Source organism: Rhodanobacter sp. UC4443_H10, assembly GCF_052978325.1.
In genome coordinates this window covers 2,699,021-2,712,613 of record NZ_CM129668.1, presented here as the reverse complement: position 1 = coordinate 2,712,613, position 13,593 = coordinate 2,699,021, and the positions used below count along the sequence as shown (strand labels likewise).

The following is a 13,593-nucleotide window of genomic DNA, read 5'->3' as shown; positions in this document are numbered from 1 at the left end:
CAGGTGCCTGGAAGACTCAGGGTGCCAACCGGCCCGGCGCCTCGTTGACCGCGCGGCGCTGCGCAGTCTGCGCGCTGCCCTCTCCATCGATCGCCACCCGCCAGTGGCGTGCCACCGCGTCGAACGGGCGTGCGCCGCCACGGTCGGTGAGCATCACCAGGGTGCCGTGTTGCAGCGGCACGATGCGGCCATGCCAGCCGTCACGCTGGAAGTCGCTGGCCTTGGCCACTTGCTTGTGCGGCAGGTAGAGCACGGCGACCGGGGTGCCGCCGACGCGGCTGACCAGGTGCACGGTCTTGTAGGGGCCGACCGGGCAGTCGTGCACGTAGGTGACGTCGACGGGGGCGGGGCCGCGCAGGCTGACGCCGCGCACGGCGAAGCCGGCGGCGATGGCGGGCGTACCGATGGGCTGGACGAGGTCGAGCGAGTGGATTTCGTCGGGCATGTGCGCGACGGCGAGCGCAGGCAGCGAGCGCGCATCCATCCGCTTCCAGCCGTAGCCGCCGAGGCCGAGCGCGAGCAGCAGCGAGGCGGCCAGCGCGAACGCCAGCTGGCGGCGACGGGTCTGCCGGTGGCGCTCGCCGGTGGCCTGGGCCAGCAGCACGCGCTCGGCGAGGCCTTCGGGCACGGACACCTCGAGCGCGGCGTGCAGTTCGCGCTCGAAGGCCTGGGCGCGCTCCCACGCGGCGGCGCAGGCGGGGCAGCTGTCGCGATGGGCGAGCAGTTCGGCAGCGCGCGAGTGCGGTTCGGCGCCGAGGCGGCGGCGGAACTCAAGGCAATCCATGCTGCGCCTCCGGGCGGCCGCCCTGCAGGATGGATTTCAGCTTCTGCCGGGCGCGGAACAACTGGGTCATCACCGCGCCGGGCTGTTGGTCCAGCTCGGCGGCGATCTCGTCGCAACTCATGCCGCCCAGCACCTGCAGCAGCAGCGGTTCGCGGTACTTGTGCGGCAATCGGGACATGGCTTCACGCAGTTCGGCGGCATCGCCGTGGCGCTCGGGGCTGGCCCAGGCGGCGTCCTCGGCGAGGTTGTCTTCCAGCTCGACGGTATCCGGCGTCTTGCGCTCATGCAGGCGCGCGTGCTCGCGACGCAGGATGGTCAGCAGCCACGGCTTGGCGGACTCGGCCTCGCGCAGCGCGTCGAGGCTTTTCCACGCGCGCAGCAAGGTCTCCTGCACCAGATCCTGGGCCAGCGCATCCTGCCCGCACAGCCAGTAGGCGAAGCGGTACAGGTCGCCGGCGTGCGCGCGGGTCAGCGCCTCGAATTGACGTTGTCGGGAACTCACTGCCAGATAGACCGGCCCGGAGCGTTTCATCTTTCACCAAGGTCAGCGGATCTTGCCGAGGATGCCGTCGAGTTCGTCGTTGCTGTGGTAGTGGATCACCAGCTTGCCGCGGCCGCCCTTGCCCTGGGCCAGCTCGACGCGGGTGGCGAAGCGCTCGCCCAGTTCGCGCTCCAGCGCGCTGATGTTGGGATCGCGCGCGGGCGCGTGGCGGGCCTTGCCCTTCGGCGCGGTCTGCGCGCGGCGGGCGGCCTCCTCCAGCTCGCGCACGCTCCAGCCGAGGGTGACGGCCTGGCGCGCCAGCGGCACGGCGATGGACTCGTCCAGGGTCAGCAGGCAGCGGGCGTGGCCCATCTCCAGCTTGCCGTCGTCGAGCAGTTTCTTGATCGCCTCGGGCAGCTCGGTGAGCCGCAGCAGGTTGGACACCGCGGCGCGCGAACGCCCCACCGCGTCGGCGGCCTGCTGGTGGGTGAGTTCGAAATCCTCGATCAGGCGCTTGAGCGCATCGGCTTCTTCCAGCGGGGTGAGGTCCTGGCGCTGGATGTTCTCGATCAGCGCCATCGCCGGCACGGCCTGCTCGGCCACCTGCTTGATCAGCGCCGGGATCTCGCCCAGCTGCGCGCGCTGCGCGGCGCGCCAGCGGCGTTCGCCGGCGATCAGTTCGTAGCGGTGCTTGCCGATCTCGCGCACCACCACCGGCTGGATCAGGCCCTGCGCCTTGATCGAGGCAGCCAGCTCGTCCAGCGCCTCGTCGTTCCAGTGGCGCCGCGGCTGGTATTTGCCGGGCTGGATTTGCTGGATCGGCAGCGTGCGCAGCTCGCCCTCCTGCGCCAGCACCGACGGCGTGCCTTCGCCGTCGCCGCCGAGCAGGGCGTCCAGCCCGCGTCCCAATCCACGTTTTTTCGCTGCTGCCATGCCTCAGTCCTGGTGATTGGCGGCGGGTGCCTTGAGCAGCACGCCGTTGTGGTCGCCATGCGCGGCGGAGTCGACCTCGTCGGCCGGCTCGGCGCGCGGCGGCAGCCCGCGTTCGCGCCGGATCACCTCGCCGGCCAGGCCGATGTAGGCGATCGCGCCACGCGAGCTGCGGTCGTACAGGTGGATCGGCTGGCCGTGGCTGGGCGCCTCGGCCAGACGCACGTTGCGCGGGATGATCGAGCGCAGCACCTTGTCGCCGAAGTGCTGGGTGAGCTGGGCGGAGACCTCGTTGCCGAGGTTGTTGCGCACGTCGTACATGGTGCGCAGCAGGCCCTCGATCTCCAGTTTCGGATTGAGCCGATGGCGCACCGCCTTGACCGTGTCGAGCAGGCTGGACAGGCCCTCCAGCGCGAAGTACTCGCACTGCACCGGGATCAGCACGCCGTCGGCGGCGGTCAGCGCGTTGAGGGTGAGCAGGTTGAGCGAGGGCGGGCAGTCGATCAGGATGGTGTGGTACTTGTCCGCGACCTTGGCCAGCACGTCCTTCAAGCGGTGCTCGCGGGCCAGCGCGTCCATCAGTTTCAGCTCGGCGGCGGTGAGGTCGCCGTTGCCCGGCAGCACGTCGTAGTGCGCCTCGGTGGGCACGATCGCCGCGCTGATCTCCACCTCTTCCAGCAGTACCTCGCAGCCGCTCGGGCCGATCTGGCGCTTGTCGATGCCCGAGGCCATGGTGGCGTTGCCCTGCGGGTCGAGATCCACCAGCAATACCTTGCGCTTGGCCGCCGCAAGCGCAGCGGCCAGGTTGACGGCCGTGGTGGTCTTGCCGACGCCGCCCTTCTGGTTGGCGACAGCGATGATGCGGGCCATGGATCGAAGGCATTCCGTTCGCGAAGGACGGCTAGATTAGCATTGCCGCCCGGGCTTGCCTGCCCCGGCCGGACCGCTCTGCCGCCGGTGGCGGCGGGGATCACGCTGCTGGGCGATCCGGGCTCAGTTGCCGATCCGCGCGCCGCTGGCGCCATCGAACAGGTGCAGGTACGGGTGCGACAGGCCCAGCGCGACCAGGCTGCCGGGCTCGGGCAGGGGGCGTGGCGGTACCCGCGCCACCAGCACCTGGTCGCCGAAGCGCAGGTTCAGGAAGACCTCGTTGCCCACCGGCTCGACCACCTCCAGTCGCGCCTGCAAGGCCGCACCGGCGGGGTCCGGCTGCAGGTGTTCCGGGCGCACGCCCAGCACCACCTCGCGATCGCACCAGGCCGCCCAGGCGGGATCGGGCAGAAGGTCGCCCAGCACCAGCTCGCCCGCGGCGCAGCCCAGCCGCCAGCCCTCGTGCCGGCGCAGCGTGCCGCGGAGCAGGTTCATCGCCGGGCTGCCGAGGAAGCCGGCCACGAACATGTTGGCGGGCCGGTCGTACAGCGCCATCGGCGTGTCGATCTGCTGGATCACGCCGCCATCCAGCACCACGATGCGCTGGCCCAGGGTCATCGCCTCGATCTGGTCGTGGGTCACGTAGATCATGGTGGCACCGAGCTGGCGGTGGAGCCGGGCGATCTCCACCCGCATCGACAGGCGCAGCCTCGCGTCGAGGTTGGACAGCGGCTCGTCGAGCAGGAACACCTGCGGCTCGCGCACCAGCGCGCGGCCCAGCGCCACCCGCTGGCGCTGGCCGCCGGACAAGGCGGCCGGGCGCGCCGCCAGCCGCGACTGCAGCCCCAGCGACTCGGCCACTACCGCCACCTTCTGCGCGATCTCGGCCCGCGGCCGGCCGCGCAGCTTCAGCCCGAAGCCCAGGTTCTCGGCCACCGTCATGTGCGGGTACAGCGCGTAGTTCTGGAACACCATCGCGATGTCACGGTCCTTCGGCGCCACCTCGTTCACCACGCGGCCGCCGATGCGCAGCGTGCCGTCGCTGATCGGTTCCAGCCCGGCGATCATGCGCAGCAAGGTCGTCTTGCCGCAGCCGGACGGCCCGACCAGCACCAGCAATTCGCCGTCGGCCACGGTGAAGCTGGCGCCGGCCACCGCGACGTGGCCGTCGGGGTAGACCTTGCGCAGGCGATCGAGTTGAACCTCGGCCATCGGCATCTCCACAGCGGTGGCCGGCTCGGCCGCGGCGCCGGCGCTTCGCAGGCCGGCGGGCATTGGGCTATTCTGCCCATGTAAGCGTTTACATCAAAGCGCGGGCCTCAGAGCTTGTGAAGAAAACCACTTCCTGTGGTTTTCTTCTATCGCGAGTCCGGTACACGCCCGGACTCGCTCACGCGAATCAGGCACTTGCGTGCCCGATCCGCTTCCGGCCATCCATGGCCGGGCTTCGAGGTTGAAAGAGCACAACCTCTCAGGGAACCCCATGACCGCACCCCGATTCGTTTTTCCCGACGGTTTCCATTGGGGCGCCGCCACTTCCGCCTACCAGATCGAAGGCTCGCCGCTGGCCGACGGCGCCGGCCCCAGCATCTGGCAGCGCTTCGCGCATACGCCCGGGATGATGGCCAACGGCGACACCGGCGATGTCGCCTGCGACCACTACCGCCGTTACCGCGAAGACGTGCAGCTGATGAAGGCGTTGGGCCTCGATGGCTACCGCTTCAGCATCAACTGGGCGCGCGTGCTGCCCGAGGGCACCGGCCGGGTCAATCCAAAGGGGCTGGACTTCTACTCGCGGCTGGTCGACGAGCTGCTGGAGCACGGCATCGCGCCGAACGCCACGCTGTTCCACTGGGACCTGCCGGCGGCGCTGGACGACCGCGGCGGCTGGCTCAACCGCGACAGCGCGCACTGGTTCGCCGAGTACGCCGAAGTCATGTTCAAGGCGCTGGACGACCGCGTGCCGCGCTGGTCCACGCTCAACGAACCCTGGGTGGTCACCGACGGCGGCTACCTGCACGGCGCGCTGGCGCCCGGACACCGCAACAAGTACGAGGCGCCGATCGCCGCGCACAACCTGATGCGCGCCAGTGGCGCCGGCATCCAGGCCTACCGCGCGCACGGCAGGCACGAGATCGGCGTGGTGTTCAACATCGAGCCGAAATACCCGTATTCCGAAGGCGCCGAAGACATGGCCGCCACCGCCCGCGCGCACGCCTACATGAACCGGCAGTTCGCCGACCCCGCGCTGCTGGGCAGCTATCCGGAGCAGCTCAAGGAGATCTTCGGTGCCGCATGGCCGGATTTCCCGGCAGAGGATTTCGCGCTGACCCGGCAGCGCGTCGATTTCGTCGGGATCAACTACTACACGCGCGCGGTGGTCCGGCACGACCCGGACGCCTATCCGCTGCGCGCGGTGTCGGTGCGCCAACCCAACCGCACCCACACCGAAACGGGCTGGGAGGTCTACGCGCAGGGGCTGACCGACACCCTGGTCTGGTTCAAGCAGCGCTACGGCGACATCCCGCTGTACATCACCGAGAACGGCTCCGCCTTCTACGACCCGCCGGTCGCCGAAGGCGCCACCGTGGACGACCCGCTGCGCTGCGACTACCTGCGCAAGCACTTGCGCGCGCTGCATGCCGCGATCGCCGCAGGGGTGAACGTGCAGGGCTATTACGCCTGGTCGCTGCTGGACAACCTGGAGTGGTCGCTGGGCTACGCCAAGCGCTTCGGCCTGTATCACGTCGACTTCGCCACCCAGCGGCGCACCGCCAAGGCCAGCGCCAGGCTGTATGCGCAGATTATCGAGAGCAACGGCGCGGTGCTGGATCTGTAGGAGCGCACCCTGTGCGCGATGCCTTTGTGCAGCGTGACGAAGAGCATCGCGCACAGGGTGCGCTCCTACAACAACCGTGGTGGCGTAGGGCGGGCACTGCCCGCCGCTCTCGCGATCTCGGACAAAGACCGGCGGGCACTGCCCGCCCTACCCGCGGCCGAGCACCAGCAGGTGGCGTTCAGCGGGCAAGCCGGGCACATGGAGTTCGTGCGTGGCGCGCACGACGAAGCCGTCCGGGATCCCCGCCAACTCGTCGTCCGGCAGCTTCCCCTTCATCGCCAGCCAGGTCCCTTGCGGTGCCAGCAGGTGGCCGCCCCAGGCCAGCATGTCGGCGAGGCTGGCGAAGGCGCGCGCGGTGATGCAGTCGAACTGGCCGGCGACGTCTTCCACCCGTGCCTGTTCGGCGCGCACGCCCTCCAGTTTCAGGCTGCGGATCGCCTCGCGCAGGAAGCGCACCTTCTTGCCGTTGGAGTCCACCAGCAGGATCTGCCGGCCCGGCGCGGCGATCGCCAGCACGATGCCGGGCAGGCCGGGGCCGGTGCCGAGGTCGGCCAGGCTGTGGCCCTGCACGAACGGCAGGATCGCCAGCGAATCGAGCAGGTGGCGGGTCACCATCTCGGTCGGTTCGCGCACCGCGGTGAGGTTGTAGGCGCCGTTCCAGCGTTCGAGCAGGGCGAGATAGTCGAGCAGGCGCGGCACCGCATCGGCAGGCAGTTGCAGGCCCAGCGCGGCAATGCCCTGTTCGAGTTGTGCCTGCAAGGCGTCGCGCGCGGCCATCGGCCATCAGTCCTGTGGGAAAGCGGTCGGCAAGTATCCCGGCAAGCCCGCCGCAACGCCAGCAGCCGGGGCAAAAGAAAGCCCGCCGAAGCGGGCTCGAAGTGGAGCAAATCCCCTGCGGCGCGGCGCTCTGCGGGCGCCTGGCGCGATGCGATGCTCAGGCGGCGTCGAGATCGACCCGGGTGACCATCATGCCGCGCTCGCGCAGCACGTGATTCAACGATTGCTTGACCCGCGCGCCCAGATCGCGCCGATCGACCGCCTCGGTGGCGGGTTCGTCACGCAGCGCGGCTTGCGCGCCATGGCGGATCAGCTGGTCGACCTGCTCGAACACGGCGTCGGCGCGTTCCGGCTCCAGCACCTGCCAGTACACCGTGCCGCGCACGTCGCGCGGCCCCAGCGGCGCCTGCAGCTGCAGGGTCTGGCCGGACAGATTGATCTTGTGCGCGACCCGGTCGAGCAGCGGCAGCACCAGATGCGTGCCGGCCGGCAGCAGCCGGCGCGGCTTGCCATGACGGTAGATGCTGTAGACCAGACCCTCCGGCACGCGCCGCACGGCGCTGGCGAACAGCACGGCGAGCAAGGCAACAATGAGGGTGGACAGCATGGTCATGGTCGTGAAATCAGTAACTTGAGATTGGTTTATTCGTCTGATACTGGAACTGAAGGATACAATCGATTGACTCTGTGTGACTTAACCGCGGTTTAACGCGCGGATGAATCTTTAACAAGACGCCGAAAACAAGTCAAGAGCGCGTCGTCGGATCGGTGAAGCTGTCGACGACACGGGAGGACACGAACGGCCGCGCTGCGTCAGTTTTCACTCCGGTTCGGTCGCGCGCGGCCCGCTTTTCCTCCTTCCCCGGGAATCAAGCATCGAACTTGCCAAAACACGGGGTATCCGCAGCCAAGGCGCAGCGGCGTGGCGTCCGTCACGTTCGAGGGGGCGGCCGATCGGCCACGCCGGCCCGTCGGCGCCGCATGCCGTTGCCGTGGCGCAGCAAGGCAGTGCCTGGAGCGGCAAGCGGGCCGCTCTGACGTTTCGCCGGGATTTCCCGCCGGGCTGCCGCCTGCGCGCTGCTGCGACGCAGCACAAGTCGCCGCAACAAGCCCTTTACAAGTCCGCATGAAAACGTTTACGTTGGCGCCACCCAAGGGTTGGCGAACCCGGCGGAAACATTCCCATGGCGGCAGCAACCATCAAAGACGTGGCGCGCGAGGCCCGGGTGTCGGTGGCCTCGGTGTCGCGCGCGCTCAATGGCGGCGGCGGCGTCACCGCGGCCACCAGCGCGCGCATCCACGCCGCCGCCGAGCGCCTGCAGTACATCCCGCATGCAGCGGCGCGCATGCTGATCACCCGCCGCACGCACACTGTCGGCGCCCTGCTGCCCGACCTGTACGGCGAGTTCTTTTCCGAGTTGATCCGCGGCATCGACCTGGCGGCGCGTGCGCGCGGCCTGCACCTGCTGGTATCCAGCTCGCACGGTGGCGCGACCGAAGCGGCCGCGGCGGTGCGCTCGATGCAGGGGCGCGTCGACGGCCTGCTGATCCTGTCCGAACGGGTCGACACGGCGTTCCTGCGCGCCAACCTGCCCAAGGCGCTGCCGGTGGTGCTGCTCAACAGCGCGGTGAGCGGGCCGGCGTTCCACGTGATCAACATCGACAACCACGGCGGCGCGGTGGCGATGGTGCGGCACCTGCTGCAGGCCGGCCATCGCAGCGTGGCGCTGATCGCCGGGCCGCCCGGCAACTTCGACGCCAGCGAACGCGAGCGCGGCTATCGCGAGGCGATGGCCAGATACGCCCCGCGCGCGGCATTGACCGTGGTGGCCGGCGACTTCACCGAGGAATCGGGCTATCGCGCCGGCCAGCAGCTGCTGGCGCGGACGAAGCGGCCGGCGGCCGTGTTCGCCGCCAACGACATGATGGCGGTGGGCTGCCTGGCGGCGTTCAAGGACGCCGGCGTGCAGGTGCCGGAGGACATCGCACTGGCCGGCTTCGACGATATCCCGATCACCCGCTACGTGACACCGGCCCTGACCACGGTGCGCGTGCGCATTGCCGACTTCGGCCGTCTCGCGCTGGAGCGCCTGGCCGACGTCGTCGAACACCCCGGGCAGGAAACACCTTCCGCCGACACGCTCGGTTTTGAAATCGTGGTTCGCGACACCTGCGGCGGAAACAAACCAGAAAAGAACTCCTGAACGTCTCAGCAAGCTGCCCGGGGAGGGGAGCGATGAAAACCTCAACGCAATTCAAGAAGAACCTGCTGGCCGGATTGATCGGCACCGCCGTCACCTCGCTGGTGGCGCTGCCGGGCACCTCGTTCGCACAGGCCGCGTACGCCACCTTGCGCGGCAAGGCGGCGCCGAACACCCAGGTCACCGCGGTCAACCCGGCCACCGGCAGCACCCGTCAGACCACCTCCAGCGCCGACGGCAGCTACGCGATCACCGGCCTGCAGCCAGGCACCTGGCGCATCGACGCCGGCCCGGGCACGGCACAGACCGTGACCCTCACGGTCGCCTCCACCTCCACCCTGAACTTCACCAGCGCGGCGCCCAGCGCCGCCAACGCGGTGACGCTCGGCGGCGTCACGGTGACGGCCAGCGTGCTGCCCGACGTGACCACGCCGGAGGTGGGCTCGACCGTGTCGCTGCATCAGATCGACACCATTCCGCAGCTGACGCGCAACTTCCTGGAGTTCGCCGACACCGTGCCGGGCATGGTGTTTTCGGTCGGTTCCAATGGCAACACCTCGCTGCGCGGCGGTGCGCAGAACGACGCTTCGACCAACGTCTACATCGACGGCGTAGGCCAGAAGAGCTACTTGTTCGGCGGCCCCAGCGGCCAGTTCGCCACCCAGGGCAACCCGTTCCCGCAGTTGGCGATCGGCGAGTACAAGGTGATCACCTCCAATTACAAGGCGGAGTACGGCCAGATCTCCAGCGCCGCGGTGACCGCGCAGACCAAGTCCGGCACCAATGAGTTCCACGGCGAGGTGTTCGGCCGCTACACCAGCGACAAGTACCGCGCGCGCACGCCGAGCGAGAACGCGGCGAACAAGAAGACGCCCTCGGACGAGAAGGAGTTCGGCTTTGCGCTGGGCGGGCCGATCGTGCAGGACAAGGCGCACTTCTTCATCACCTACGAAGGCAAGCGCTTCGACCGGCCGATCACCGTGGTGCCCGCGGCCGACGCGGTGCCGGCGATTCCCGGTTTGCCGGCCGACATCGCCAGCCAGTTCGGCCCGGCCAACATCCCGTTCACCGAGAACCTGTATTTCGGCAAGGTTGACTGGGAGCCGACCGACCGCGACCGCTTCGAGCTGAGCGCGCAGATCCGCAAGGAGGACCAGAGCGGCGGCATCGGCGGCCAGAACGCGAAATCGGCCAGCTTCTCGGTGGTCAACGACGACAAGCGCTACGACCTGCGCTGGCAGCACAGCGGCTATTCGTACTTCAATGAACTGCTGGCCACCTACGAGGACTCCAACTACGCGCCCACCGCGCTGAACTACGGCAACGGCGCCATCTACACCTACCAGCCCGCGGCCAACCAGACCGCCACCCTGATCAACACCGGCGCGGCCAACCCGCTGGCCACGCAGAACAAGGGGCAGAAGGGTCCGGCGATCGAGGACAACCTCACCTTCAACGACCTGCAGTGGCACGGCGACCACGTCATCAAGCTGGGCGTGAAGCAGAAGTGGGTCACGCTGCACTCCGCCGATGCGGCCGACGTCAATCCGCAGTTCTATTACGACGTCACGCCCACCGGCACCAACGCGCAGCCCTATCAGGTGTTCTTCACCAAGCCGGTCACCGGCCTGGGACTGTCGCCCACGGTGACCACCAAGGACAAGCAGTTCGGCGCCTATATCCAGGATGACTGGGCGATCAACGAGCACCTGATCCTGAACCTCGGTGTGCGCTGGGACTACGAGAGCACGCCGTCCTATCTCGACTTCGTCACCCCGGCCAACGTGGTGGCGGCGTTCAACAGCCAGGACCCGAACGCACCGGCCGGACAGACCTACGCGCAGTCGCTGGCCAAGGGCGGCATCGATGTCAACGACTACATCAGCAACGGCCACAACCGCAGCGCCTACAAGGGCGAGTGGCAGCCGCGGCTGGGCTTCTCCTACGACATCGATGCTGACCAGGCACACGTGATCCACGGCGGCGCCGGCCGCTCCTACGACCGCGACCTCTACAACTACCTGCAGCTGGAAACCACCAAGGCCGCGCTGCCGCAGTTCCGCTTCTACTTCGCCGACCCGGTCACCGGACTGTGCTACCAGGGCCGCACGCCGTGCGTGCCGTTCGATCCGGCCTACCTCAACGGCTTGTCGAACGTGCAGCAACTGGCCTCGGCCAGCAACGCCGGTACCGAGATCGACGTGCTCAACAACCACCTCAAGGCGCCGTACTCCGACCAGTTCAGCATCGGCATGGCCAACCGCCTGGGCGACTGGCAGACCGACGCCACGGTAACCCGCGTGATCAGCCACGACGGCTTTGCCTTCACGCTGGGCAACCGCTACCCGGACGGCAGCTTCTGGAAGAACGCCAGCCAGCCGTGGGGCAACGGCGTGCCCGGCTTCGGCAGCCTGATCGTGGGCAACAACGGCATCGGCACGCGCACCACCCAGGTGCTGCTGTCGGCGACCAAGCCGTACACGCCCGAATCGCGCTGGGGCGCCACCTTCGCCTACACCTATACCGACGCCAAGCAGAACCGCGACATCAACGAACACTACGCGTTCGACGCGGCGACGATCCAGGATTACCCGTACATCCTGTCCAACGCGGCGGCCAAGCACCGCTTCGTGGCCACCGGCGTGATCGACGGCCCGTGGGGCATCACCGTGTCGGCCAAGCTGACCCTGGCCACGCCGATCCCGTTCAACGGCTTCGCCTGCTACTCCGGCGCATCCGGCCAGTTGTTCCCCAGCGGCAGTCGCTGCGCACCCTACGGCACCGAACCGCAGGGCAACGGCAAGTTCCTGCTCGGCGGCAAGATCTTCGGCTACCGCAGCGTGGACTTCCAGGCGACCAAGCACTTCGACGTGCACGGTCTGGATTTCTATGGCCGCCTGGATCTGATGAACGCCTTCAACTTCAAGAACTACAGCGACCTGATGTTCCCCAACAACACGATCGGCACGCTCAGCCCGGTCACCTACAACCCCACCGGCAACATCACCTTCGTGCCGCGCACGATCAAGTTCGAGATCGGCATGAAGTTCTGAGCCACGCGGCGTGCGGCCGGAGACGGCCGCACGCCGGCATTCTTCGCGCGGCCCGCCGGTCGGGCCGCGCACCGACCACGCAGTCGCGTCCGCCAACACCGGAACCGCCATGGCCGAATCGTGCATCAGGAACGTCGTGATCGTCGGCGGCGGCACCGCCGGCTGGATGACCGCCGCCGCGCTGGCGCGCACGTTCGGCGCTCAGCTCGCGGTGCGCCTGGTCGAGTCGAGCGAGATCGGCACGGTCGGCGTCGGCGAGGCCACCGTGCCGCACCTGAAGCTGTTCAACAACCTGCTGCAGATCGACGAGATCGAGTTCATCCGCCGGACCAGCGCCACCTTCAAGCTGGGCATCCAGTTGAACGACTGGCATCACCTCGGCGATTCCTACATCCACGGCTTCGGCACCACCATCGGTCGCGGCCTGGGCCTGCTGCCGTTCCACCAGTACTGGCTGAAGGCCGCCCGCGCCGGCCGCGCCGGGCCGCTGGGCGACTACACCGTGCACACGCTGGCCGCGCCGCGCGGCAAGTTCATGTCTTCGGCCAGCGACGTGCCGCGGGATTCGCCGCTGGCGGACATCCCGTACGCCTATCACATGGACACCGCCCGCTATGCGCTCTTCCTGCGCGAGTACGCCGCGGCGCGCGGGGTGCGCCGCACCGAGGGCAAGGTGGCCGAGGTCAAGCTGCGGCCCGACGATGGCTTTGTCGAATCGGTGGTGCTGGAAGGCGGTGAAGTCGTCGCCGGCGACCTGTTCATCGACTGCTCCGGTTTCCGCGGCCTGCTGATCGAACAGGCGCTGCACACCGGCTACATCGAGTTCAAGGACTGGCTGCCGTGCGATCGCGCGGTCGTCGTGCGCACCGAAAGCGTCGGTCCACCGCCGCCGTTCACCCGCGCCAACGCGCAGGCCGCCGGTTGGCAATGGCGCATCCCGCTGCAGCATCGCACCGGCAACGGCCACGTCTATTCCAGTGCCTACATCAGCGACGACGAGGCCACCGCCACGCTGTTGCGCAACATCCAGGGCCGGCCGTTGGGCGAGCCGTTCCAGCTGCGCTTCACGGCGGGCATGCGGCGCAAGCTGTGGAACCGCAACGTGGTCGCGATCGGCCTGTCCGGCGGCTTCATGGAGCCGCTGGAATCGACCGGCATCCACCTGATCCAGATGGGCATCACCCGCCTGCTCGGCCTGTTCCCGCGCGACGGTTTCGACCCGGTGCTGAGCGAGCGCTACAACGCACAGCTGAAGTTCGACACCGAGCGCATCCGCGATTTCCTGATCCTGCATTACCACGCCACCGAGCGCGAGGACACGCCGTTCTGGCAGCAGTGCCAGCACATGTCGGTGCCGCCGTCGCTGCAGGACAATATCGACCTGTTCGCCGACAGCGGCCGCTTCTTCCGCAACGCCGACGAACTGTTCGCCGAGATCAGCTGGGTGCAGGTGATGATCGGCCAGGGCATCGTGCCGCGCAGTTGGCATCCACTGGTCGACCAGGTGCCTGAGACCGACCTGTACCGCTTCGTCGACGACGTGGCCCGGCTGATGGCCGATTGTGTGGAGGTGATGCCCAGCCACCAGGCCTTCATCGATCGTCACTGCGCGATCGCCAGGGCCGGCTGACACGACTCGCCGCGGGCGGCCACCGCGC

General features: G+C 68.5%; 11 protein-coding genes. 4 read left to right on the top strand and 7 right to left on the bottom strand.

Annotation, left to right across the window (positions count from 1 at the left end):
- Positions 1-16: 16 nt before the first annotated feature.
- From ACVCMB_RS12415 to ACVCMB_RS12395, 5 genes are all read right to left on the bottom strand, one after another.
- Complete coding sequence (locus tag ACVCMB_RS12415; RefSeq protein WP_447097665.1) at positions 17-784, bottom strand: DUF3379 family protein; 768 nt, start codon at positions 782-784, stop codon at positions 17-19.
- A complete protein-coding gene (locus ACVCMB_RS12410) occupies positions 771-1,316 on the bottom strand; it encodes a sigma-70 family RNA polymerase sigma factor (protein WP_395120806.1) in 546 nt (181 codons plus the stop codon). The genes ACVCMB_RS12415 and ACVCMB_RS12410 overlap by 14 nt, the downstream gene beginning before the upstream one ends.
- 12 nt (positions 1,317-1,328) lie before the next feature.
- A complete protein-coding gene (locus tag ACVCMB_RS12405) occupies positions 1,329-2,198 on the bottom strand; it encodes a ParB/RepB/Spo0J family partition protein (RefSeq protein ID WP_395120805.1) in 870 nt (289 codons plus the stop codon).
- Between the two features lie 3 nt (positions 2,199-2,201).
- Positions 2,202-3,065: a ParA family protein gene (locus tag ACVCMB_RS12400; protein ID WP_395120804.1), complete on the bottom strand. Its 864-nt coding sequence runs from the start codon at positions 3,063-3,065 to the stop codon at positions 2,202-2,204.
- A gap of 123 nt (positions 3,066-3,188) precedes the next feature.
- The gene (locus ACVCMB_RS12395; RefSeq protein ID WP_395121304.1) at positions 3,189-4,277 is read right to left on the bottom strand and encodes an ABC transporter ATP-binding protein; all 1,089 of its coding nucleotides are present in this window, start codon (positions 4,275-4,277) and stop codon (positions 3,189-3,191) included.
- A gap of 271 nt (positions 4,278-4,548) precedes the next feature.
- Here ACVCMB_RS12395 and ACVCMB_RS12390 point away from each other — a divergent pair, with 271 nt between their 5' ends.
- A complete protein-coding gene (locus tag ACVCMB_RS12390; RefSeq protein ID WP_447107086.1) occupies positions 4,549-5,904 on the top strand; it encodes a GH1 family beta-glucosidase in 1,356 nt (451 codons plus the stop codon).
- 147 nt (positions 5,905-6,051) lie between these two features.
- Here ACVCMB_RS12390 and rsmG read toward each other — a convergent pair whose 3' ends face one another.
- Both rsmG and ACVCMB_RS12380 read right to left on the bottom strand, forming a co-directional pair.
- A complete protein-coding gene (gene rsmG, locus ACVCMB_RS12385) occupies positions 6,052-6,681 on the bottom strand; it encodes a 16S rRNA (guanine(527)-N(7))-methyltransferase RsmG (RefSeq protein ID WP_447107085.1) in 630 nt (209 codons plus the stop codon).
- Positions 6,682-6,838: 157 nt separating this feature from the next.
- On the bottom strand, positions 6,839-7,294 hold the full coding sequence (locus tag ACVCMB_RS12380) for an SPFH domain-containing protein (RefSeq protein WP_447107084.1): 456 nt from the start codon (positions 7,292-7,294) through the stop codon (positions 6,839-6,841).
- Between the two features lie 571 nt (positions 7,295-7,865).
- Here ACVCMB_RS12380 and ACVCMB_RS12375 point away from each other — a divergent pair.
- The 3 genes from ACVCMB_RS12375 to ACVCMB_RS12365 all read left to right on the top strand — a co-directional run bounded on the left by ACVCMB_RS12375 (position 7,866) and on the right by ACVCMB_RS12365 (position 13,565).
- Positions 7,866-8,885: a LacI family DNA-binding transcriptional regulator gene (locus ACVCMB_RS12375; RefSeq protein WP_395120800.1), complete on the top strand. Its 1,020-nt coding sequence runs from the start codon at positions 7,866-7,868 to the stop codon at positions 8,883-8,885.
- Positions 8,886-8,917: 32 nt separating this feature from the next.
- The gene (locus ACVCMB_RS12370) at positions 8,918-11,935 is read left to right on the top strand and encodes a TonB-dependent receptor (protein WP_395120799.1); all 3,018 of its coding nucleotides are present in this window, start codon (positions 8,918-8,920) and stop codon (positions 11,933-11,935) included.
- A gap of 109 nt (positions 11,936-12,044) precedes the next feature.
- A complete protein-coding gene (locus ACVCMB_RS12365; protein WP_136259829.1) occupies positions 12,045-13,565 on the top strand; it encodes a tryptophan halogenase family protein in 1,521 nt (506 codons plus the stop codon).
- The last annotated feature ends 28 nt before the right edge of the window (positions 13,566-13,593 follow it).

Bases quoted from the DNA above. Each gene is read 5' to 3' on its own strand.
- ACVCMB_RS12415 (WP_447097665.1), bottom strand. From the start codon at position 784: ATGGATTGCCTTGAGTTCCGCCGCCGCCTCGGCGCCGAACCGCACTCG.
- ACVCMB_RS12410 (WP_395120806.1), bottom strand. From the start codon at position 1,316: ATGAAACGCTCCGGGCCGGTCTATCTGGCAGTGAGTTCCCGACAACGT.
- ACVCMB_RS12405 (WP_395120805.1), bottom strand. From the start codon at position 2,198: ATGGCAGCAGCGAAAAAACGTGGATTGGGACGCGGGCTGGACGCCCTG.
- ACVCMB_RS12400 (WP_395120804.1), bottom strand. From the start codon at position 3,065: ATGGCCCGCATCATCGCTGTCGCCAACCAGAAGGGCGGCGTCGGCAAG.
- ACVCMB_RS12395 (WP_395121304.1), bottom strand. From the start codon at position 4,277: ATGGCCGAGGTTCAACTCGATCGCCTGCGCAAGGTCTACCCCGACGGC.
- ACVCMB_RS12390 (WP_447107086.1), top strand. From the start codon at position 4,549: ATGACCGCACCCCGATTCGTTTTTCCCGACGGTTTCCATTGGGGCGCC.
- rsmG (WP_447107085.1), bottom strand. From the start codon at position 6,681: ATGGCCGCGCGCGACGCCTTGCAGGCACAACTCGAACAGGGCATTGCC.
- ACVCMB_RS12380 (WP_447107084.1), bottom strand. From the start codon at position 7,294: ATGACCATGCTGTCCACCCTCATTGTTGCCTTGCTCGCCGTGCTGTTC.
- ACVCMB_RS12375 (WP_395120800.1), top strand. From the start codon at position 7,866: ATGGCGGCAGCAACCATCAAAGACGTGGCGCGCGAGGCCCGGGTGTCG.
- ACVCMB_RS12370 (WP_395120799.1), top strand. From the start codon at position 8,918: ATGAAAACCTCAACGCAATTCAAGAAGAACCTGCTGGCCGGATTGATC.
- ACVCMB_RS12365 (WP_136259829.1), top strand. From the start codon at position 12,045: ATGGCCGAATCGTGCATCAGGAACGTCGTGATCGTCGGCGGCGGCACC.